Source organism: Paraflavitalea sp. CAU 1676 (assembly GCF_029223285.1).
Taxonomy (GTDB): domain Bacteria; phylum Bacteroidota; class Bacteroidia; order Chitinophagales; family Chitinophagaceae; genus Paraflavitalea.
The window spans coordinates 202650-226290 of sequence record NZ_JARHUJ010000009.1 but is presented as its reverse complement, the minus strand read 5'-3'; the positions used below and the strand labels follow the sequence as shown (position 1 = coordinate 226290).

The 23641-nt window shown below is 50.6% G+C and carries 15 protein-coding genes; 1 reads left to right on the top strand and 14 read right to left on the bottom strand.

Annotation, left to right across the window (positions count from 1 at the left end; translation table 11 throughout):
- Window positions 1-20: 20 nt before the first annotated feature.
- The 13 genes from P2H89_RS27965 to P2H89_RS27905 all read right to left on the bottom strand — a co-directional run bounded on the left by P2H89_RS27965 (window position 21) and on the right by P2H89_RS27905 (window position 20497).
- The gene (locus P2H89_RS27965) at window positions 21-1727 is read right to left on the bottom strand and encodes a RagB/SusD family nutrient uptake outer membrane protein (protein ID WP_275833367.1); all 1707 of its coding nucleotides are present in this window, start codon (window positions 1725-1727) and stop codon (window positions 21-23) included.
- Between the two features lie 12 nt (window positions 1728-1739).
- A complete protein-coding gene (locus P2H89_RS27960; RefSeq protein ID WP_275833365.1) occupies window positions 1740-4880 on the bottom strand; it encodes a SusC/RagA family TonB-linked outer membrane protein in 3141 nt (1046 codons plus the stop codon).
- Window positions 4881-4927: 47 nt separating this feature from the next.
- Window positions 4928-5899: a DUF4961 domain-containing protein gene (locus P2H89_RS27955; RefSeq protein ID WP_275833363.1), complete on the bottom strand. Its 972-nt coding sequence runs from the start codon at window positions 5897-5899 to the stop codon at window positions 4928-4930.
- Window positions 5900-5914: 15 nt separating this feature from the next.
- Window positions 5915-6352: a DUF5004 domain-containing protein gene (locus P2H89_RS27950; RefSeq protein ID WP_275833361.1), complete on the bottom strand. Its 438-nt coding sequence runs from the start codon at window positions 6350-6352 to the stop codon at window positions 5915-5917.
- A 23-nt stretch (window positions 6353-6375) separates the two neighbouring features.
- On the bottom strand, window positions 6376-8067 hold the full coding sequence (locus P2H89_RS27945) for a RagB/SusD family nutrient uptake outer membrane protein (RefSeq protein ID WP_275833359.1): 1692 nt from the start codon (window positions 8065-8067) through the stop codon (window positions 6376-6378).
- Between the two features lie 154 nt (window positions 8068-8221).
- Window positions 8222-10507 carry a GH92 family glycosyl hydrolase gene (locus P2H89_RS27940; RefSeq protein WP_275833357.1) on the bottom strand — a complete coding sequence of 762 codons (2286 nt, stop codon included), beginning with the start codon at window positions 10505-10507 and terminating at the stop codon, window positions 8222-8224.
- A 110-nt stretch (window positions 10508-10617) separates the two neighbouring features.
- The gene (locus P2H89_RS27935; protein ID WP_275833355.1) at window positions 10618-11625 is read right to left on the bottom strand and encodes a FecR domain-containing protein; all 1008 of its coding nucleotides are present in this window, start codon (window positions 11623-11625) and stop codon (window positions 10618-10620) included.
- A 45-nt stretch (window positions 11626-11670) separates the two neighbouring features.
- A complete protein-coding gene (locus P2H89_RS27930) occupies window positions 11671-13161 on the bottom strand; it encodes a RagB/SusD family nutrient uptake outer membrane protein (RefSeq protein ID WP_275833352.1) in 1491 nt (496 codons plus the stop codon).
- A 9-nt stretch (window positions 13162-13170) separates the two neighbouring features.
- Window positions 13171-16527, bottom strand: a complete 3357-nt coding sequence (locus P2H89_RS27925) for a TonB-dependent receptor (protein ID WP_275833350.1) — start codon at window positions 16525-16527, stop codon at window positions 13171-13173.
- Window positions 16528-16764: 237 nt separating this feature from the next.
- Entirely contained in the window at window positions 16765-17265 is a 501-nt protein-coding gene (locus P2H89_RS27920; RefSeq protein WP_275833348.1) for a DUF5063 domain-containing protein, read from the bottom strand.
- 62 nt (window positions 17266-17327) lie between these two features.
- Window positions 17328-17711, bottom strand: coding sequence for a VOC family protein (locus tag P2H89_RS27915; protein WP_275833346.1), 384 nt, complete (start codon window positions 17709-17711; stop codon window positions 17328-17330).
- Window positions 17678-18958 carry an erythromycin esterase family protein gene (locus P2H89_RS27910; protein WP_275833344.1) on the bottom strand — a complete coding sequence of 427 codons (1281 nt, stop codon included), beginning with the start codon at window positions 18956-18958 and terminating at the stop codon, window positions 17678-17680. The genes P2H89_RS27915 and P2H89_RS27910 overlap by 34 nt, the downstream gene beginning before the upstream one ends.
- A 24-nt stretch (window positions 18959-18982) precedes the next feature.
- Window positions 18983-20497: an SMP-30/gluconolactonase/LRE family protein gene (locus P2H89_RS27905; protein ID WP_275833342.1), complete on the bottom strand. Its 1515-nt coding sequence runs from the start codon at window positions 20495-20497 to the stop codon at window positions 18983-18985.
- 177 nt (window positions 20498-20674) lie between these two features.
- Here P2H89_RS27905 and P2H89_RS27900 point away from each other — a divergent pair, with 177 nt between their 5' ends.
- Window positions 20675-21766 (top strand): prolipoprotein diacylglyceryl transferase family protein, encoded by a 1092-nt coding sequence (locus tag P2H89_RS27900; protein WP_275833340.1) that lies wholly within the window; start codon window positions 20675-20677, stop codon window positions 21764-21766.
- 137 nt (window positions 21767-21903) lie between these two features.
- On the opposite strand, the gene P2H89_RS27895 is transcribed toward P2H89_RS27900, so the two are convergent.
- Complete coding sequence (locus tag P2H89_RS27895; RefSeq protein ID WP_275833338.1) at window positions 21904-23523, bottom strand: DUF5005 domain-containing protein; 1620 nt, start codon at window positions 23521-23523, stop codon at window positions 21904-21906.
- Between the last annotated feature and the right edge of the window lie 118 nt (window positions 23524-23641).

Genomic DNA, 23641 nt, shown 5'->3' with positions numbered 1-23641 from the left:
TCAATTAGTAGTGGTTGTAATTATTGCCAGCCGGGGTTTTGTTTCATTTGGGGGTTCTTGGCCACTTCATCGTACCGTACCGGATAGAGGTACATGGACGGTGCCTTGAATTTGGATTGCTGGATCGAAACGACGGTATAGGTCTTAGCTCCGGCACTCGACACATCGATGCGCATGCCATGCAAAGGACTGTTCATCACCTGCTCTGCTATCTTCCAACGGCGGATATCCCAGTAACGATGTTCTTCGAAAGCCAGTTCAACGCGACGCTCGTTGCGTATGATGGTCCGCATTTGTTCTTTGGTGAGGCCGGCAGCCAATTGGAAAGGCTTGAGACCTGCGCGCTGACGGACGGCCTGTACGGCATTGTACACATCCTGATCGGGCCCTGCATATTCATTCTGTGCTTCGGCGAAATTCAACAGTATCTCTGCATAGCGGAACAACAATACATTGTGCGACACATCGCTGTAAGCCGACTGCGCTTCATATTCACCCATAAACTTGCGCATATAGTATCCGCTGCGTGTTTGCTGCACATTGGTATTGGGCTTGTCAAGTCCGCCTTCGAAGGTTTGAATACTTCTGTTCAACCACGATGCTCCGTTGTAAAATATTGTGTAAGTAAGACGGGGGTCGCGATTGGCGTAAGGAAATGCAGGATCGTAACCAGATCCAGATTCCGTGATCGCCATTCCATTGCTCATAGGGAATGCATCTACCAGTTCCTGCGTGGGGCTGGTGCGGCCCTTGGCATTGGCTGCCGCGTAGCCGATGGGGCCATTGTCGGTCTCCACATTCTTATTTCTGCCGCCAACCTTGGCAAAGATCACTTCGCGGCTCTCGGCCTTGATGAACAGCTTTTTGAATTCTGTTTCCAGGGAGAACTTTCCATAAGTGATCAGCGCCTTATTGGCATCGGCTGCCAGCTTCCATCTTTCTGCATCGAAATTGGTATAACCTGTCAGCGTATTGCCTGTTTCGATGTTTTCCCCATTGTAGAGCGGACTGGCTGCATATAGCAGTGTGCGTGCTTTGAGCGCCAACGCCGCACCTTTGGTTACATACCCAAGTTTTGAATCTTCAATAGGGTCGGGCCACAAGCTGTCGGCAGCCTTGTCGCATTCCGCCACGATGTAGTTGACCGTTTCCTGAAAAGTATTCCTGGGCAAACTGACATTGTCATTGACCTGACGCACTTCATCGCCCATGAGAGGAACACCACCATATCGCTTCAACAGTTCGAAATAAGCAAGCGCACGCATAAACCTTGCTTCCGAACGCCAGGCCTTCTTGGCCGAACTGCCGTCGGGCATCTTGATATTGAGCGGTACCACATCAAACTTATTGAGGAAAAGGCTGGTCCTGCGTATCGTGTTGTAAGCGTTATTCCAACTATCGTCGGGATTCGTGAGCGAGGTGTAACTGCCGGTTGCCAGTCTTTGCACATCAGTAGCGCCGGTGGCGGATGAGATCGCGTCGTCAGCAGCCGCATCCAGCAGGTCACTCCCTACCCGGTTATAGCCGCCGGGCAACAATTTATAGACCTCCGCCAGGAAGCCCCTTGCCTTGGTGCCCAGCGAATCTTCCACATCCCACACATATTCTTCCGTGAATTGTTCCAACGGCACGTCTTCCCAGGTTTTTCTGCAACCGGAGGCCGCGGCCAGCACCAGCACGAATGCAGCCAGTGCTTTGAACGTATATTTTTTATTGTGGCAAACCATAGTTCGTTGTTCTTATAATTTGATATTGATACCGGTATTGATCACTTTTTGCATGGGATATTCTTTGCCGTTCACTTCGGGATCACCTCTTTCGAATTCGGCCCAGGTAAGCAGGTTCTGTGCATTGACAAAAACACGCACACCGCCCAGCTTGAGTCGTTTTGTCCAGCTATAGGGCAACGAGTACCCCAGTTCTATATTCTTGAGGCGGAGGTAATCGCCCGAATGTTGCCAGAAAGTAGATCCACCGAGATGGTTGTTGGGATTTAATCCGTAAGTAAGGCGTGGATAGGTGGCGGTGGCTGCATTTTCTGGTGTCCAGCGGCCGAGGTGGTGATTGTAAAGCGTACCATTACGGTTCATGGCGCCAAACTCGAACTCGGTCTCCCAGGAATTGAGGTACATGATCCTGTTTTGCACGCCCTGTAATAGCACGCTGAAGTTGAAGCCCTTGTATTGGAAACCGCCGGATATGCCGTAAAAGAACAAGGGCTTGTTGCCATCGATATTGGTTTCATCAAACTGATCGATGATGCCGTCCTGGTTAAGATCGCGGTATTTAATATCGCCGGGCTGCAGGGTATAGCCTGGCACCGTTGCTGAACTGGCCGCTTCTTCCTGTGTTTGAATAAGGCCGTCGGCAATATACCCGAAGGTAGCTCCCACTTTTTGACCAGTGCGTACATTCCAGTCGTACCGGCGCCCGATCTCGTCGCTGAAGAGTATCCTTGAATCGGCGAAGTTGGCATTCGCTGTGATATAGTAATTGAAGTCGCGCACATTGTCCTGCCAGGTCACGGTCAACTCCGTACCTGTGAATTTGTTGCGCCCGATGTTTTCGGCTGGGTAACCATTGCCCATCAGTGCAACACTGCGTCCACGTCCCTGCATCAGGTCATAATATTCATCGCGGTAATATTCAGCCGTTACCTGCAGGCGGTTCCGCAGTACGGCTACATCCAATCCGAAGTTCAGTTTGTGTGCCTTCTCAGGCTCAGCATTTACATTCACGAGCGGACGTTCATAGACGCCGTTTATCCCTACGTTGTTGACGCCCCATCCATAGCTCAGGAACTGATCCTGGTAGGCGGGCCTCCAGGTAAAGTAACCTACGTTAGCATTACCCGTTTGACCATAATTGGCGCGCAACTTAAAAGTGTTGAGCCAGGGAAGATTGTTCTTTACAAAATTCTCTTCTGCGATATTCCAACCGAGGCTGGCCGCATAAAATAAAAAGAAGCGGTTGCCTGGCTTGAACCGATCGTAACCACTATAAGTCAAAGCGCCTTCTACCAGGTATTTCTGGTCGAAGTTGTACGCTACTTTGCCGGCTACATTCGTGTATTTGGAAGGCAGATCGAAATTGTAGGTGGTTTGCAGCTGATCAAGCAGGGTAACGGCTTCAATGTTATGACGGCCAATTTGTTTATTATATCCCAGGGATGCCTGGTAAAACCAGGATTGGCCGCTGGAGGTGATGCTGAATTTATTATCCTGGTCGCTGATATTTCCATAGCGTACATAACTGGTATCGGCTCCGCTCACATTCATTTTGTATACCGGCGACAGCTTGCTGCGGTTTACCACCGAAGAGGTAAGCACCGACACGTTGGCCTTACCTTTAAAATAAAGCCCGGGCACCCAGTTATCGAGCTTGTAGGTAAGATCGACTGTGGAGAGGAGCTCCTTATCGTTGTTCAGGATATAACCTGAATTGGCCAGCTGTGCATAGAGATTGGTTTGATAGGTGGTGGAGCCGCCAAAGGTCTTATTCGGATTGAGTGCAGGATAGGCATTGTTGGGCAACAACAGCATGTTCTGGTAAATATTGAGATAGCCGGCGCCAGGCTGGTTACCATCCTGGATACGCCCGAAGATCTGCAGGGCGATATTCAGGTTCTTATTGAGGTCAACATCCACCTTGGTATTGATGAGGTAGCGTTTCAATTGCAGTTGTGTACTGTAAGAGTTGTTGCCACCTTCTTTGAACATACCCTGTTGATCGGTGTAATTGAGGTTGACCAGGTAGCGGGCTACGGATGAACCACCGGAGATATTGAGTGAATACCGGCTCAGCATGGAATGCTTGTCGATCAGTTCATCTTTCCAGCTCACGTTGGGATAGAGGTAAGGATCCTTATTGGCACGGTATCCTTCAAATTGCTCCTTGGTATAGATGGGCGATTGTCCGCTGTTGACCAATGCTTCATTCAGCAAATAGGCATACTGATACGCAGGCAGCGGATCCAGCAAGCCCAGCGGTGTTTGAACCCCGGTTTGCGCTGTTAGTGAAATATGCGGCGCACCCTGTAATGGCTTTTTTGTGGTAACGAGCAATACACCGCGCGAGCTTCGCTGCCCCAGCAGGATCGAAGACAACGCATCTTTCTGAACAGAGATGGATTCGATCGTTTCAGGATCGATGGCGTAGATATCGCGCTGAATACCGTCTATCACGGTAATGGGCGACTGGCCACGGAGCGACAATCCCATTTCATTATTATCGGAAGTACCGGTAGCACCTACGAGCGACTGGTTGGGTATATCGAACAATAATTCGCCCTGTGTGATACTTGCACCCGAAGTGGCGGCCCATCCGTTCCACTGTTTGGTATAGAGTCCGGCAAGGCGGCCGGGCAACGCATATGCATACAGAGAAGCCGGGGTGGTAGTAAGCTGGTCATTATAGATGGTGGCGGTGGCGCCCAACGCTGTTTTGACGTCCTTTTCGCCATACAATACCCGCATTTTACTGCCGGGTGTTTTACCTACGTACACGAGCGTGTCGGAAATCCCGTTGGCCGCAGCTCCCTGCAATGGCAATGGACGCGGCACCAGGCGAATGTTGGTTTGCGCTGCTGCGTTAATCTTTTGTTCGATCACCAAAAACGAGGGATGAGTTACTACAAGCACATTACCCGGCACGGCATTGATCTCATACAAGCCTTCGGGACCTGTGATGGTGTAGCTGCCTGTTTGCCGCACGGACACCCGGGCGCCTGCCAACGGATGCCCAAAATTGTCGAGCACCCTGCCTTTTATTTGCATTGCAGTATTGGCGGCCGATTTGTCCTGCGCCCACGTTGCCGCGGGAAGCATCAGGAGCAGGCAGCACCATACCTGTAAGATATTTTTACAATACCTGGCCAACATATTATTTGTTTTAGCGGAACTAATGATTGTGTTGAAGCGAACCTGTTTTACCGGCAGATGAATTTGAATACAAATGGATCGCCGGTATTGCCAAACTTAAAGACCTTGATCGTACCCGTTTTGTCGGTATAATAGTATTCCATCCTTTCGAGCGTCTGATTGTCCTGCAGGTTAAAAAACTTACGAGGCCAGAGATCCAGCTGCCATTTTTTACCCCCTAGCGGCACGAGCGCAGACGACGCATCCTGGCTGCACACTTCGATCACTTCATTATTCGTGGTCCAGGCTTTTGCACAAATGAATACTTTGTCGGCACCGCTGAGATTCGTAGCTATAGCGTCTTCATCGTACTTTATGGTGATGATATCATTATCGGTGGCCGAAGCAGGCTGGATGGCGCTGATCTGCGGACTGCAGAAATCGATGAGATCGCCGGCGCCATCGGTCACTTCAAAACAATCCGAAAACTGCTTACCGTAGAATTTGGATTCGCTGAGTTCCTGCTGGCTGGAGGCATTGAAGTATCCCAATTTAACACGAAGATTTTCAGGACCGGTCTTTACCTTGATCGTGACGACCGCATTGATCTCGGGCAGGTCGCTCATATCGTATGCCTGGTCGGACTGGAACACGACCCATTCCACATCGTTGATATAGTTGCCGCCAATACCTACCCGTTCCTGTATGGCTTCGGACCAAGGCTGGCTGGATCCTTTGGGTGTTGCATTAGCCGGTACCGGGCTCATGGTTCCGTTGCCGATGCCACTGGTATAGGTCATGCGCATATTGTTGCGTGCATCCCAGCTGCGGGGGGCCAGGAAGCCGATGACCATGCGGGATTGGGGCTGGCTCCAATAAGGATCCATCCACGCTTTCACCACGGCGGTGAGGGTGTCGCCCGCCTTAACGGAAGTGGGTTGTGTGAGGCCGCGTATTTCGATACAGTTGGCTACCACAATGGCTACCACCAACAGTAAGAATATGGTGCGCAGTCTTTTTTTGCGAAGCAGTCGTTTCATGATGGAGAGTTTATGCTATTGGGGCAGTGGTTCAAGTGTGTATTCATATTTACTGGAGGTGCAACCCGGACTGAATGTAAGAATGAGGCTGCGCTTCCCTTTTACGACCGGGTATTTAAATACCGGTTTGGTAGCATTTCCTCCCTCGGGCTGAAAAGTGAGCTCCAGGGGATACTGGGGATCATCGAAACGCCACTTGCCATTTTTATTCACAACAAAGGGTACCGGATCGGTAATGGTATAAGAGCTATCCTTGAAGTTGATGCGGAAAGCGGTAAAGTCAAAACGGCTTGTCATATCTTCTCCGTTACGCAGTGCTTTCACGATCTTCCAGCTTCCGGTAAGCGGTTTATTCGACTCTGTAAATACCAGTTCTTTTTCTTTTTGGCAGGCGGCCAGTACCAATATGGTAAGGGCGAGAACGGCCAATGATAGATTGATCCACTTTTTCATGGTGTTGTCTTTATGCGGTGCTTTTACCAACCAGGGTTTTGTAAGAGTTCGGGCGACTTGGACAGTTCCGACTGTCCCAATGGCCACAGGTACATAGCAGGGCGGAAGGTGTGCGGGCGTACAACAATGGTCTCGTAGGTGTACACCGATCCGTTCTTCGTGATCTGCGTGCCGTGCATAGCTTTATTGTCGGTTTGCTCGGCGATCTTCCAGCGACGCACATCCCAGAAACGATGTTCTTCAAAAGCCAGCTCAATACGACGCTCCTGCTGAATGGCCTTGCGCATTTCGTCTTTGGTGAGCCCGGCGGGCAATGTGAATGGAGTAAGCCCCGCCCGCTTGCGGATCGATTCTATAGCGGTATACACTTCAGCTGTAGGCCCATCTATTTCATTGGTAGCTTCGGCATAATTGAGTAGTATTTCTGCATAGCGGATGAGCGGGTAACATCTTTCGGTTTCACCGAAGTTGTTGGGCACAATGTCATCCTGCAACATCTTATTGATGTAAAAGCCTGTAGCCGTACCGACATAGATGCCATCCTGCGGTACACCAACGTAGGTGTAAGCAGCCTGTTTGGGGCCACTGTTGATCCATACCAGCGACTCGTTGTGGATGATGGTATAGTTGAAGCGCGGGTCGCGGTTAGCATAAGGATTGTTGGGATCGTATCCCGAAGCCGGGTCGGTGATGGCCAGTCCATTCTTCATGGGGAAGGCATCTGCCAGCTCTTTGGTGGGGTTGGCGCCATCGCCCGCACTGCGGCTGGGTGGCAACCACATGCCTTCCAGTTCCCGGTTCTTGGGACGCATGGCCTGGAATATATGTTCATCGTTCTTGCGTACGGTAAATACCTTATAGAATCCGAATCCCGGCGCTGCTGTAGGATCATCATGCAGCTTATACATGTTCAAATCCATTACCGCTTTCGCAGCATCGGCAGCCAGCCGCCAACGTTGCGGATCGGCCGACGGATAACCGGTAATCGAACGCAGTGGTTCTGTAGTGGCTACCTGTCCGCCATTGAAGAGCGGGCTGGCGGCATATAACAACACGCGCGCCTTCAAAGCACGGCTGGCGCCCGAAGTGATACGACCATAATTAAACGCGAATTGTGTAGGTGGCAGATCGGTCGTGGCGGCATCACACTCTGCAACGATGTATTTGATACAATCATCAAAGGTGTTTCTCACCACCTTGAAAGGCGTTTCGCCCGAGTAAATAGTATCTCCAATAAGCGGTACACCACCGTAGTGCTTTACCATATTGAAGTAATACCAGGCACGCAGAAAACGTGCTTCTGCCTTGGAGGTAACCTTAAGGGCTGGTGTAAGTGGTGTTTTGGGAAGGTTCTTAAAGAATACATTCACCCTGCGGATGTTGGCGTAGCCTGTATTCCAGGGGTCCTGCGATACAGAGTTGGCGTTGATGGACCCAACAGCCCATTGAATGTATTGACTGGAACTATTGGTGCCGGGACCTTCTGCTTCGTCGCAGGAAGCTTCGAGGCCGGCGCCACCAAACCGGAAGGGATTAAAGCTGAAGCCAACGTCGGAATAAATGCCGGTGAGGAATTCCATCGTACGGGCACTGTCGGCAAATACAGATTGCTCGGTGAGGTCGGTAGTGGCTGTCTTATCCAGAAAATCTCCTTTGTTGCAGGCCACAGCTCCGGCCAGCATAGCAACACAGGCAGCTAGTTTCATTTTTGTCATAAGCAAGCGATGATTCGTATTTGATAAGTCACCTTTAATTGTGTGGACCGCTATTGAGAATAGAAAAAACGACTTAAGTCAAGAAAAAGGGCATACTGGAAATGATGAGACGTTGTACCGCCGGTTGGCAGTGCAACGCCTCGTCATTGTACTTCTATTGCTTTGTAAGCGAAAAAGGTTTATCGGCTGCACCGACGCCCCTGCCGGTAGCGGGCTGGCTGCCCATTTCAAACAACAGATGGCCACCACCGGACAGATCGGAATAGGTGATATAATTCTTTGAGTAGGCAGCACCATTCAACGAGGCCGATTGGATATATACATTCTCCTTGTTATTATTCCTGGCTTCGATCACGAACTTCTTTCCATTCTCCATGGTAATGGTCGCTTTTGGGAAAACCGGGCTACCTAATACATATTGATCGGTGCCGGGACATACACTATAAATACCCAGGGCGCTCAATATATACCACGACGACATGCCTCCCTGATCCTCATCGCCCGGATAACCTTTCTCCGTAGCGTTGTACAGCTTGTCCATGACCTGGCGTACATGGTATTGGGTTTTCCAGGGCTGACCAGCATAGCTATAGAGATAAATCATGTGCTGAATAGGCTGGTTGCCGTGGGCATATTGTCCCATGCCAGACAGTACCATCTCTTTCATTTCATGGATCATGCCACCATAAGTACCATACTTTACCGTGTTGGGTGCTGTGAACACCGAATCGATCTTCGTGACGAACTTTTGATCGCCGCCCATCAGGTTGATCAATCCCTGCACATCATGAAACACCGACCAGGTATAATGCCAGGCATTGCCTTCGGTATAAGGACCACCCCATACGTAAGGATCGAAGTCGGGCTTCCAGTCTCCATTGTTCTGGCGGCCGCGCATGAAGCCAACGGAGGGGTCGTATACGTTGCGATAATTGTACATGGTGCGCGCAAAGATCTCTTCATAGAATTTATTGCCGGTCATGCGGGCAAGCTGCCAGGCGCAGAAATCATCGTATGCATATTCCAGTGTTTGTGCAGTTGAACCTTCGGATTCCGGATAAGGAACATAGCCAAGTTGCCAATAGGGCTTCCAGCCCGCACGGCCATTGGCGCCACCCCAAGGTCCTTTGTTCATCGACTCTTTGGCATAAGCCTTCAGCGCAGAATCGGGACTGAAGTTGCGGATACCCTTTACCCAGGCATCTGTAAGCAGGGAGATGGCATGATTGCCCAGCATACCACCGGTTTCGCCAGGGAACGACCAGGCTGGCAGCCAGCCGCATTGCTGCTGCGCATCGAGGAGGGCCTGCATATAACGACCCTGCATAGTGGGGTGCAATATATTGGTAAGGGGAAACTGAGAACGGAAGGTGTCCCAGAAGCCATTGTCGGTGTACATGTACCCTGCGTGCACCTTGCTATCGTAAGGGCTCCAGTAATAAGGTTTGCCTTCTTTGTCGTATTCGAAGAATTGCCGGCTGAACAGATTGGCGCGGAACAGGCAGCTATAGAATGTTGCCTTTTGCGCTTCCGTACCACCCTCTACCAATACACGATTGAGCAATTGGTTCCAGACGTTAGACGCGGCCAATTTGGTTTGCTCAAGTGTTTTATGGCTACCCAGTTCGCGCTGCCAGGTGATGGCCGCCTGCTCTGGACTGATATAAGAGGACGCTACACGCGCCTGCACCTTTACCCCTTTTTTAAATTGCAGGTAGGCCCCTACCCCTTTGCCTTCCGCTGTTAGTTGCGAAGGCTGTGTGGTATTGTCTTTATTCTCCCAGGTACCAAAAGCAGTAAAGGGTTGATCGAACTCAATGACAAAATAACTCTTGAACGATTCCGGCGCAAAGCGCTGGTTGTTGACATAACCGATGATCTTCCGCTCGGCCGGAATGATCGTTACCTGACTTTGCTTCGTATAGCCATCCAGTACCAGGAAGGCCTCTTTGCCGGCAGGAAAACTGAAACGCAGGTGAGCCCCTCTTTCGGTAGGCGACAACTCGGTCGTAATACCGTTATCGAACTTTACTTTATAATAGTGTGGCTTGCCGGTTTCGTTGGCGTGGGAAAAAGCAGCAGCTCGTTTATTTTCATCTACCACCAATTCATTGATCACGGGCATCAGGGAGAATACACCGTAATCGCTTACCCAGGGGCTACATTGGTGCGCCTGTTGAAAGCCACGGATAGTATTGACCGAGTACTGGTACTTCCAGCCTTCACCATTTTTACCGGTTTGCGCTGCCCAGGTATGCATGCCGTAGGGCAAGGCTGTAGTGGGATAAGTATTACCCCAACTCAATTCGTATTTGGAATCGGTGCCCTGTAAAGTGTTTACATATTGTACGAGATCGGCCTGCTGCGCAAAGGCTCTGTTTCCGAGGCAAGTGATCAATAGTAAGCGGCGCAGCCATGGTGTGCGTGGAAATTTAATCATACGTGGTTATAGTCACGTAAGGTGGTAGCAACCGCTATTGAAGAGACCACGAGGCAATCCTGCATTCATCAGCATTGCGAAGCACCTGGACAGCCCAAAGCAAGCCCCTGCTATTTGCACTTCTTCGTGCCGGTAATTATATATTGATTGGAAGTTCCGTCGCGGGTGATGGTACTGCCATTGGTGAGAGCGATCATTTCGAGGATATCTTTCAACTGAACCGTGGGTTCGAAGCTGGCAGTGACGGGACAATCCGCAATATCGGCATTCCTGAAAACGAAGGTAACTCCAAATTTGCGCTCGAGCCTTTTAGCTACTTCCCTAAACTGCATATCACGGAATACGAGCTGACCGGCAGACCAGGCCATGTAGTCGCCCGCAGCAATGGTATCCTGTTGAAAACTGCCATCTGCCCGGCAAATGATCCGTTGGTCGGGCAGCAGCTGTCCAAGCTCTTTGGTCGAATCACTGACCGATACCTTGCCCCGCCTTACCGTAACCGTAATATCTTTAGAAAGATCGTAAGCATCGATATTGAAGGCCGTACCCAACACGCGCGTTGTAATGCGGCCGGTATGCACTTCAAACGGTTTACCTTCCAGATGCGCCACATCGAAATAAGCTTCGCCTTCGAGCCATATTTCTCTTTTGCCGCTCGTAAAAGCCGTATCGAAGCGGATGGAGGAACCCGCGTTGAGCCAAACAGTCGATTGATCGGGCAGGTGTATTTCCTCTACATCGCTGGTCGTATTGTGTTGAGCCCATACCGCCGCAGTCACCTGCGGAGCTGCGGGCTTTTGATTAAAGAAATAAAATCCGCCGGCCGCCAGCAGCACCAACACTGCCGCCGCTACCAACCATTTGGAATAACTGCGGGCAGGCAATTCGTAAGCGGGTGTTACAGTCGCTTCCTGCTCCTGCTCTTCCTGCAAACGCCCTTCAATGTTTTGGAACAATTGCTTACCAAGCGCCTGCTTCTTTTCACCAGATAATTCGTTGGTAAAACCCTTTTCCTGGCCCTGCATTGCATACCATTCGTCGAGCTCCTGCTGTTCCTGCACAGAGGCGCGGCCGCTGAGTACCTTTTCTATCAAATGCTGTAAACGCTGTTTTTCCATGCAGGTATGTATTATCAAAACCTATGCAAAAGTATCCGAAGATGTCTATTTAAGCAAGGGGTTTTTCTGGACCTCGCTGAGCGGAATCGGCAGCCGCAGGTCCTGTTCCGTAAATGCTCTTACGTGATTGGGCGCCTGGTAGCCGATCAACTCCACGATCTTACCCGTTGAGGTATTCAATGCTTTACGCGTGCGCAGCATATCGTACCAGGTTTGCCACTCGAAACACAACTCCAAAAACCGTTCCTTCAATACCTCCGCTGAAGCTACCTGCACCGGTTTAGTACTGGCCGGGAAGGCCCTGTGCAACACCTGGTGATAGGCATCGACCGCGGTGGCATCGCTGGTTGTGCCACCATCCACCTGCGCTTTCGCCTCTGCGCACAGCAGCAAAACATCCGCATAACGGAGGTAAGAAAAGTTCAATCCCGCCTTTCCGGTCTGTTCTGCCAGATCGTCCCAATACTTGTAAATGAGCGGTCCGGGTAGTGTAATAATACTTGACGGTTTGTTGAATTCAGGATGACTGGTGTAAAAAAATACCCCTTCCTGCCGGCGCTTGTCGACAGCGGCAAAGGCATTGTAAAATTCTACCCGGGGCGCCAGTCCGCCGCCATAGGCCGGCTGAATGGTGATGGGCAGATCAGGGAACGGCATTAAATAAAAATGCAGGATGTTGCCAGCCGTTAACCGTTCGCGTTGCAACATGAAGATATGCTCACCGGTATTCTGCAGCGATTGCTGGCGGAGGTCGGCATAATCGGCAAACAGCGAAAAGGCTTTGCTGTCGATCACTTCCTTCGCTTTGGCATAAGCCAATTGGTAATGCGATGTTCCTTTTTGTAAGGGATAGCCAGCCATCGTGATGTACACTTTTGCCAGCAGCGACTTCACCGCGCCCATGGATACATGGCCCGAACCATCGGTCCAGGGAAGGCCCGACTGCTCGGCCCGCTGCAGATCGGACACTATCTGATCATATAGCTGAGCGATGGACGCTTTCGGAATACGCGTTTCACTGAGATCGGTGGTAGGCGTAGTTTTGAGGGGTATCTCACCATAGAGACGTACACCCATGAAGTAGTACCAGGCACGCAGGAAATACACTTCACCCAGATACTTGTTTTTGGCTGCTTCCGGCAGTATAGTGGTGCGTGTTAGATTATCAATGGCACTATTGCAATTCTCCAACGGATAATAGATCGCCTTCCACCAGTTCTCCACGAAATTATTGGCGGGGTCTACATAATCGAGCCGCAGGAACTGGTTATCTTCCAATCCCGACCCACGCAGGCGGGTACTGTAACCGGTAAGGTACTCCAGCATAAAGCAGGGGCTATTGGCTACGCCGATACCGGTAGAAAAAATATCATCGAGCCCGGCATAGGTGCCATTAACGGCCGCCCGCACCTGCCCTTCGGTGGCGTAGTATTTATCTGGACTGATGAACCCGGCCTTATCTTCCTCCAGGAACTTATGGCAACTGCTGGCTACCAGCATCACCACACTCCCTATTATGATTATCAATTGCCTCATCCGATCGCTTTAAAGGGTTACCTGTAATGTAAATGAAATTGTTTTCGCTTTGGGATACTGGTATACATCCACCCCCTGGTTGAGGTCGCCGTCGAAAGAGGTGGTTTCAGGATCGAATCCCTTGTATTTTGTGAACAGGAAATAGTTCTCTGCATTGACTCCGATGGTGCACTTTTCCATATGCAGCTTTCTCAACAAGGTGGGCTGCAATTCGTAATTGAGCGCCATATTTCTAACACGCACAAACGACCCATCTTCGATGTAATAATTATCCATTTCATTCTCGCCCCGGTCGGTTTGCAGCCGCAGTTGCGCCTGACTGGTTTGTTGATTTTCGGGCGTCCAACCATTTAAGATACCGCTATAGCTGTTTACGCTGGTGGTGGAGCTCTCCATGATGAACCGTGGAAAATTGGCGAGCTTATGGCCAAACATACCGCTTATGTCCACAAAAAGCGAGAAGGCACCTTTACTGAAGGTGTTGGTAAGATCGCATTGGTAGCGGGGCATTTTGCTGCCCAGGGGCACGCGATCACCGGCATCCTTCATACCATTGTTGTTGTTATCGGCCCATTTGATATCGCCGGGCTTGCGACCAAAGGCGGCCGCTTCCTGCGACTCTTTACTGCTCCAGGTACCGGTGCGGTAATAACCAAAGTATTGATCGATGGGCTGTCCTTCCTTGATGCGGCCCGCCCAGTTGTAAATGATATCGCCATTGAGGTGCAGCACCTTGGAACGGTTGAGGTAGAAATTAAAACCGGTTGTCCAACTGAATTTATTCCCCGTAATGTTCCGGCTGCGGATGCTGAGCTCGATGCCCTGGTTGCGGATGGAACCGATATTGTCATAGATGCCGGTAAAGCCGGTCGTTGAGGGCAGCTGTTTATTATACAGCAGGTCGGAAGTGAGTTTGCGATAAGCCTCGGCCGTGATCTGTATACGATCATTCAGGATACTGGCATCCACCCCTATATTCCACTGCTTGCCCCGCTCCCACTTAAGGTCCTTGTTCCCAGGGTTGGACAATACCACAGCAGGCTGCTGCTGACCATTAAACACCACCTGGGTAGGATTCAGTCGGGAAAGGGTGGCGTAATTTCCAATCTCCGAATTGCCGGTAACGCCCCAGCTTACCCGCAGTTTAAAATAATTAACGGTATTCAACAACGGAGCAAAGAACTTTTCGCCCGACAATAGCCAGGCCGCCCACACCGCCGGAAAGTAGCCATATTTGTTATTGGCCCCAAAGCGGGATGAGCCATCGACACGAAAGGAGGCGCCGGCCAGGTAGCGGCTATCGTAATCGTACTGAAGCCGGGTATAAAAAGAGTTCATTTGGTTTTGCTGACGATTCGATACCGGCCCCTGGGGTAATGTGCCCGCCTGCAGACTATTGTATCCAAAAAGGTCATCGAAAAAATTCTCGGAGCCGGCGAAGGTGCCTGTACCTACATTATAGTACCAGCTTGCTCCGACAACAGCATTCAATTTATGCTTACCGAAGCGGTCATTAAAAGTAAGGTAATCTTCATTGGTCCAGGCTCCTGCATTGCCATTCATTCTTTGCGCTACACCGTGCTGCACATCGGAGAAACCAAATACGCCGATTCCCGAGTAATAATTATTGTAGTTACCTCCCAATTGTCCACTGAAGCTGGTAACGAGATCGACCTTTTTACCCAGGTGGATGGTACCGGTCATATTGCCCATTACATAGGTTTGGCCCGTCACCGACTTCACATCATTGAGCAAGCGGTTAGGATTCTCCGACTGCTCGGCGCCGGGATAATCGCCCTTGCGCGACCAGGTACCATCACTGTACCGGGCGGGAATAAACGGCAGGTATTCATACATTTCACGAATGGCATTGAAGCCAAGGGCATTGAGGTCCACATTGCGCGATTGCAGTCCGCCTCCATTGATAATGGTCTTGAGGTGGAACCAGGGCTTAACATCCCAGCCTATATTGGCAAACAGGTTTATCTGCTGCAGATAGCTGTTTTCGAATATACCTTCCTGCTTTTTATACGACACACTCACAAGGCTGGTTAAATTGTCGCGGCCGCCGGTAAAGGTCAACCCTGTATTGGTAGAAAAGGCGGGGCGGGTAGCTTCTTTTTGCCAGTTTACATTGTAGCGGGGCGTACCATCTGCGTTAAAGAGTTCGGCCTTGCGGGAAAAATTATTGTTGGGGTCTTTATGTGGCGCGAGCCGGCCGGGCACATACGCGTATTGCCGCTCGATCATGTCAAGAGCGCCCTGCGCATCGAGCAGGTCGATCTCGCGGGCTAGCGTACCGACACTGATGCGGTTGGTGAAGATGATATTGGAACGGTTCTTTACGCCTTCTTTGGTGGTCATCAGGATAACGCCATTGCTGCCGCGCGAACCATAGATAGCTGCTGAAGCTGCGTCTTTCAATATATCGACGGACTGGATAATATTGGGATCGATGAGCATGGGATCAAGGCCTACAATGCCATCGAGTACAAACAACGGCGCATTGGAGGCGTTGATGGATCCGGTGCCCCTGATCTTAATGGTGGGACTGCTGCCGGGCTTACCGGAATTGAGCATGATGCTGGCGCCCGGAACTTTGCCTGCCATGGCTTCGACGATGTTGATTGACGCGGAACGTTCGTTGAGCTGCGCTGCCGACACGGTGGATATGGCAGTAGATAATTTCTTGCGTTGCAGGTTACCGTATCCAATGACGATGACCTCATTGAGCGCCTGGCGTTGGTTGGGGTTGAGCAGGATGGTCATGGGCCGGGGTTGCACGGCGATCACCCTGTTGGCGAAACCAACAGAACTGAGTTCGAGGCTATCGTTGCGGGTGGCATTGATCATGAAATTGCCCTGCTCGTTGGTAACGGTTGCCCGGTTGCTGCTTTTGACAGTAACAGTGACGCCGGGAAGCGGCTGCTGATTCACATCGATGATACGGCCGGTAACCAGGAAGGGGGCGTTGGGGTTTGCCTGGACCGGCTCTTCCTTTACGAGGATGAGGATATTGAGCCCCCGCTGGCGGAACTCGAGGCTGGCCGGTAGTAGTTCCTCCAGCGCCTCATCGACAGAGATCATACGCCGGTTGACAGACACGGTGCCGGCGGCTTTGAGTTCGGCCGGATTGTATACAAAGCGGAATTGTGTTTGGGATTCAATGTCTTGTAATATTTTGTCGAGCGGCTTGTTGCGGGCAGCCAGGTTAATGAGTACTTGTTGCAGCCGGGGTGTTTCCTGAGCAAAGGTTGGCCGGCCAAGGCAACAGGCAATCATCAGCAGGATCAGGTATGCAAAGGTCTTCCCGGAAAAGGCAGGAGGTGGTTGGGTAACAGCGCAGTCAGTCAGCTTATCCTTCATATGCAAGTCATTTGGCTACAACCGGTTGTTACCGGCATTCGGGTCGGCTCACAGGAGGAATGGTTAATGACGGGAGATAAGGTAAATGGGCGCCCAATATACATAAAGCTTTTAATCTGGTGGCGGTATATTCTGTGTAGTCACTCATGGCGTGGCCGCCTGCTATGGGAGTGGGAAAAAAGATCGTAATCGAAACGGGATATTCAAGCCCCTGTCCCGGGCGGAGCATTCGATGTATTAAGCGTGTGAATTGAGGGAGTGATGGATAATCTGGAGGGCGTCTATGCAATGTTGCCCCCAGTGGTGAGTATAATGGAACCGGAAGTACCAAACGGCGTATTCCCGGGCCAATGTATCAGAGGTATCGAAAAGGACCAGTCCGCGTTTGAGATCGAGGTAAATATCGCCCAGGTCATCTACCAGGTCGCCGGTGCCTATTTCTGTGGGGTTTACAAAATCGAGCGGGGTCAGGGTCACCCAGTAAGATTTTACGGGCACCCGGTCGCGGATCAATCGCAGCACCCTATCCAGGTGTATCTTATCATCCGTATGGCTCATATCCACCTCTCCCGGCGCTTCTATCTGCGGCAGATCGAGTCCGAACCGGTACAGCATCAGCAGGTCTTTTTGCACCGTGCGCAGGAACTGCCGGGGATTGTGGCCCTGATCGGTTTCGATAAAGGTGCAATAGGCCCGCGCAGTAGCTACAAAGTCCTTGATGGGTTGTGATGTGAGCATTCGATTGTTGTGGGTAAAACTGATGGATGAGAAGAATGTTTAGTAAAGAACAATGTAAAACCCTACCCCATCGAGTGCAGGTAAATATGATTTCCTTCCGAATCCTGCAGTGCAGCAAAATACCCCAGTTCCGGTGTAACCACTGTTTTGGGGAATATCACTTTACCGCCGGCTGCCTCCACCCGGTCTAATACCACCGAGAGGTCGGCTCCTGCATTGAGATAAACTTTGGCGCCTTTAGCAGTAGGCTCATATCCCTCGCCGGCCACGATGGCGCCGCCTACACCTCCACCCTGTTGGTCGTGCAGCAAAAAGCCCCTGTGGACAGGGCCCATTTGTGTTTCGGGCATTTCGTAATCAAATATCTTGCTGTAAAATGCTTTTGCCCTTTCGAAATCGGCAACCGGGATCTCTACCCAGTTGACGGCATTTTTAGGCATTTCCATAATGGCTGTTTTAATTGAATGGGAAATCTGGGAACTGCTGTATTAAAGATAATCAATCCTTTGCTTTGCAGAACAACCATTGACCTGCCAGCGGCTGGGGGAGCTAACATCAACCTTACTACAGTAAGTCCTGACTTTTCAAGGTAGCCTGGCGCAGAAACGCCGTTCACCAATATTACAGCATCAAAACTTTTATTGATCTCCATACGTTGTTTTTCCTTTCCCCAATGCCAGGTTGGTACCGGCTTACGGAAAAAAGGATCACTACTCTCTGCGAATGTTATTCTATAGCCGCTTTGCAGCATATATGCTTCCAATGAACCTTTTAAGGGAGGCTTAACAGCTATTACATTATTGGGATACAGGGCAGTTGATCCGTTGGCCATAAAAAGGCCTACGCTGTATAGCTGATCCTTAAAGTGATCTGTCAGCATTTTGCCCATAATTCGCCGGGGAGTTGTGGCGACCTTATCGATGTGCGTGTTGTGCGCCCAGATGATTATCTTCTCCTTTTTATACAGGTTATCCGCCAGCCAGATGATGTTGTCAGCCATACAATGATCTCGTTCTTCGCCTTTCGTGATGCCTGCATAATAATGGCTATTGACAGCCATCAGCTGATGTACCCATTGCTGCAAGGGCGAAAGCGGCATCTGCTCCATTTGTTTCGCTATCTGCGAATAGGCAGTAGAAAAACTATCACGCAATGAAAGGTAAAGTTTGGGATTGGTATAAGTTTCATCCACCCTCGTTTCAAGGTGATTGATGGCGGCAACCAAGGATGGTTGCGAAGCCATTGCTGCTTCATAAAACAATTTGGGGTAAGGAGATCGCACAAACTGCGGATCGAAGCCCCCTATCATCAGCCCTCGTTGTTGGGCATACCGGAACAAGGTTACGATGGTTTGCGTATGCCAGAAGGACTGCAACGATGCTTTTACCCGAAGTGCTGCTGAAGTATCTTTTGTAATCGGCAAATAACTACAGGCGGCCATGGGCGATTCGAACAACAGTACTTTGTATCCAAGTTTCTCCTGTAAGTATCGAACCAGCTCCACCTTCACCTGGCTGTATTGTTCTGTACCATGACTGCTTTCTCCCAGCATTACAATCCGCTTGCCTTGCAGGAGCGTATCGAGAAAGGAGAGTCCGCGAAACGATACTCCTGCTGCATCTATCTCCCGCAATGGTTGTGCAGCGGCAACCTCAACAAGTAAAGTACAGCAGATCAGGAGTAGTTTGCGCATGGACCTGAATATACAACCTATACACTATTTAAGGACAACTTTCCGGATGGCCAGGTTTTGCGCATCTGCCACCAGCAGCACATGATCTTTCGTCAACATCAACCCAACAGGTATATTGAAGGCCGCTTCGGTTCCAATACCATTGGCAAAGTCCGCTACCCCGCTGCCCGCCAGGGTGCTCACCACCTGTGCCGTACTGATCTTCCTGATGCGATGGTTATTTTGATCGGCAATGAAGAGCGTACCCTGTTCATCCACTGCAATGCCCGAAGGGTTCTTAAACCGGGCCTGATCGATGGTCCCTTCCTCGTAGCCACCCATATCTTTTCCCGCCACCAATATCACCTCTTTGTTTCCATCCACCTTAAATACCTTATGCCCATTTATGGACGACACAATCACCTCACCATTCTTCCCCAATGCCAGACGATAAGCAGAAGGCACCGCCACAGGTGTACCATTTTTACTCAGCGTAGTAACTCCCCCTGCAGGACTCACGATCCTGATATGGTTGTTGCCAAACTCAGCTACATATACATTACCCTGTTCATCAATGGCTACATCGGCCGGATGCGCAAACCGGGCCGCCTCTCCCGTTCCATCACTATTACCAATCTCTTTGCCTGCCAGTGTTGTCACATTCCCGTTTACATCGATCTTGCGAATGAGATGATTGGCCAGATCGGCTACGTATACGTTACCCTGCTTGTCGACGGCAATACCATCGGGGTCATTAAAACTGGCACCAGCTCCGTTGCCGTTCTGGTTGCCGGCGTCCTCACTTCCCGCTATCCATAGCACTGTACCATTGGCACTTATTTTTTTGATCTCGTTGCCATCCACCACATACACATTACCCTGTGCATCCATTTCTACATCTTTGATCTTACTGAAGCTGCTGGCACCGGGGCCACCCAATATCGTAGTCACCTCAGCAATCCAGTCGTAGGTAATATCCGTAGTACTGGTATAAAACTGCTCACCGATGCTGATGGTCAGCTTTCCGTCGCCGGCACGTTGCGGCATCGTAACCTCCAGTTTGTCAAATGCAGCCTGGGTTACCGTCGCAGCCTTTCCGTTGATCGTAACAATATTACCGGCCTTTACCGCCGAAAAACCGGCTCCCGTTATCACGATCGTTTCATCGCCTTTTGCGTGGCTTGTAAAAGCAGTAACCTTCAACGAAGCCTTGCTTTGCGTTAGGCGCACCACTTGCAGTTCCCTGCCAGTCTGAAATTCTTTGAAGGCCAACCGAAGTGTTCGTACATCCGCAGTAGTATTGGCCGTTACCAGCAATATCACCCGCGACTGGCCGGGGCCTCCCTCGCGGGTATCGGTCTGTAACCAATCGCCTCCGGCCGGCTTTTCAAGCTGCCAACTGGTATTGGAGCTCACCAGCAAGGTGTCGTAATAAGTCGTAGCCGGGCCAGATAGCTCCGTTTTGTTCACACTGATAAATGCCTCCTTTTCACGATTCTTTCTACAGGCTGTTATCAAAACCGCGCCGGCCATTGCGACAACTCCAATTGCTTGTTTCATTCTTCAAGGTTGTATGCTGCGCAAGGTAACAGGCAGAAAGCGACTCCCTTACCTCAAAGCGTGCCTATTGCCATTTTTGCTTCCCTAACCGTATTATTGATTACATCATTTTGAAAACCTTTATACGGGCAGCAGCCATCATATGGCGGTTAATCCGTATTCAAGTGACATGCCGGTATGTTTCCTGCCCTTTCGGACCTGGTTCGCTGGCTCACCGGCCTGGACATCCTGCTGCCATTACAAACTTTTGGCACCCTGATCGCTATTGCTTTTGGTGCAGCCTATTGGGCCTACCGGGAGGAATTGAAGCGCAAGGAACAGGAAGGATGGTTAAAGCCGATAGTACGGCTGACACGCCCCGGTACGTATACATGGTATACCATTGCGGGATACGCTTTACTCGCCGGATTGATGATTGCCAAGGGCATTGCAGCGCTGGTACATTATCGTTCTTTTGCTGCCCACCCTACACGCATCCTGTTTTCGGGTGTGGGATACTGGGGGGCGGGGCTACTGGCTGCCCTTGTTGCTGCGGCCTGCCTATTCTATAAGCAAAAGGAGGCGCGCCAAAAGCCCCCGATAAACGAAACGGTGCACCCCTATCAAATCATGCCTTCTATGTTATGGTGGTGCGGGATTGCCGGACTATTGGGTGCTGTACTTTTTCACAAGCTGGAACACCTGCCCGAGCTCGCGGCAGGCCCCTGGCAAAACTGGTTGGAGATAGACGGCTTTACTTACTATGGTGGTTTGCTGCCGGGCATTGCCGTAGCACTACTCATTGCCCGTCGCCACCGCATACCCATTATACACATGCTCGATATGGGAAGCCCCGCCATGTTACTGGCCTATGGCATCGGGCGTCTTGGCTGTCATTTGTCTGGTGATGGCGATTGGGGGATGATCAATAACTTACCCCAACCGGCAGCGCTTTCTTTTCTACCCTCCTGGACCTGGGCTTACCACTATCCCCAAAACGATCAGCCGGTGTTTCCTACCTCTCTGTATGAAGGATTGCTGGGTATTCTTCTGTTTGCCTTGTTGTGGTTGTTGCGCCGGCGCATCACCACGCCGGGCCGGCTTTTTGCCATTTATGCACTGCTCAATGGTACAGAACGGTTGTTGATGGAGCAGATCAAGATCAACCCGTTTGTGCTCTTCGGACTTACACAAGCTTCGCTGATCGCCTTGCTCTTTATCCTTACAGGTTTTGGATTCTTCGTTTATACACTAAAAGCGATCCGTAGTCCACAGGTCGTTTCTTCTTAAACAGGTTTAACGGAAGCCACGACAACAAGCATCATGGCTCCCGAACCTGGTTATCGATCATTAAACGGAATTACTGCGCTGATTTAACCTCTACTCATCAGCGGCACCTCAATCGGGTGACCTTCCTGCAGCAGTTATTATTTCCAATTATAAATACGTACGAAATAGGGCCGGTATTTATCGGCACTGCCGGGTGCATTGAAATTGTCCCAGAAACTGGTGGGATTGGTATTGTACGACAGCACGAGCTCACCTTCGCGCGAGAGTTCCTGGTGCAGGCTGGCATTGTAGGTAACCACATTGGTGATGGGAGGTTCTACATAGATGGTGCGTTTATTGGTCCACGGGCCTATCGGCGATGTAGCTTCATAGATGTACACGTCCTTACTGAGGTAGATATTGGGGTTTCGGGTAACGAAGTAATATTTGGTTCCTTCCTTGAATACATTAGGGATCGAAGCATTATCGGTCATGATGACACGGCTATCGGGCGTATTTTGCCATCCACTGTTGGTGTAGAACTGCCAGGTTCCCGTAAGATCATTGTTGGCCACACGAGCCACCTTCACGCCATTGCCATCACCACCATACATATAAGTATAGCCGTCGGCATCAGTAAGCAACCCGCCATCGTAGGTAGTGTTGCCAACAAACTTATTCTTGATCACCTGGGTAAGCGTCATATTGGGCAGGGAGAATACGGCTACATCAGTTCCCGGATGATCGAGACCTCCGCTGGTATTGTACACGAGGTGACTGAGCAGCATTTGCACCGTATTGTTCTTTACCTGTGCATCGCCGGGCCAATACAGCTCATGATCGTCATTGGATGGCAGATTATCATATTGCACCCAGGTTTGAGCATTCTTGCCGGTACCACTGTTCAGCTGTACAAAGCTCGAAAGTGACTTATTGTTTTGCAGGATACCGGCATTACGGCGGAAGGAATTGTTGTTGGCGTTCCTGTTGCGATTGGCATCTACATCGCCGAAGAAACTATCCTGGAATGTCCAGAGCACGTTGTTATTGGGCAGCAACAGTGAATAACATCCGTCACCGCCATTCCAGCCACTGAAGCGCGTGAGGTAATTGTTGTACTCGAGGTCGGTAAACACCTGGGCACCGCTCACCCATCCGTTATTGGCCTGGTAACTGCTGCGCGTATCGAGGGTAAAGATCCACTTCTGCGCATTGCTGCCGGTATAAGTTTCCTGGGTAATGGCTGTGCCACTACCGGTGGCGCCGTTGTGGTTGGTAACGGCCAGTCCGTTGCCGCGATTGATGATCTTGTAGGCACCGCTGCCTACATCTACAATACTCCACTGCTGCGCATTGGAAGTATTCCAGGTATACTGCTGCAGCTGGGTGCCGGATACCGTAGTACTGCCAGGCACATCCAGCACTTTACCACTGTAACCGTTTTGCAGGGAAAAGTATCCGCTGCCAATATCCTTCACTACCCACTTCTGGTTCTGAAATCCGAAATTGGCATATTGTACAACAGCTCCGCCGTTGGCAGTGGAGCTGGCGAATACTTCCATAGCATGACCGCTGAGCACATTGGTGATACTATAGAAGCCATTGGTACCGGGAGCGATCACCGCATTGGCGGCAGCCACAAAAGTTTGAGAAGCTGAAGAGGCTGGTGTAGATTGTTCCTGTTGAGGACCGGCCATTTTGATACAGCTGGCCAGACTGAGCATAGCGAGGAGGATACCCGTCAGGGAGCGACGGGCAGACAGCAATCGTCTTTTCATAATTGTAAAGTTTATATGGTTGGTAATTGAATACCTGTTTGTCACCACATCACCTTACTCCCCGGTTCGTGTTGCAAAGCTCATTGGCCGGAGTCGTTACCCTCCGGCCTGAGCCAAT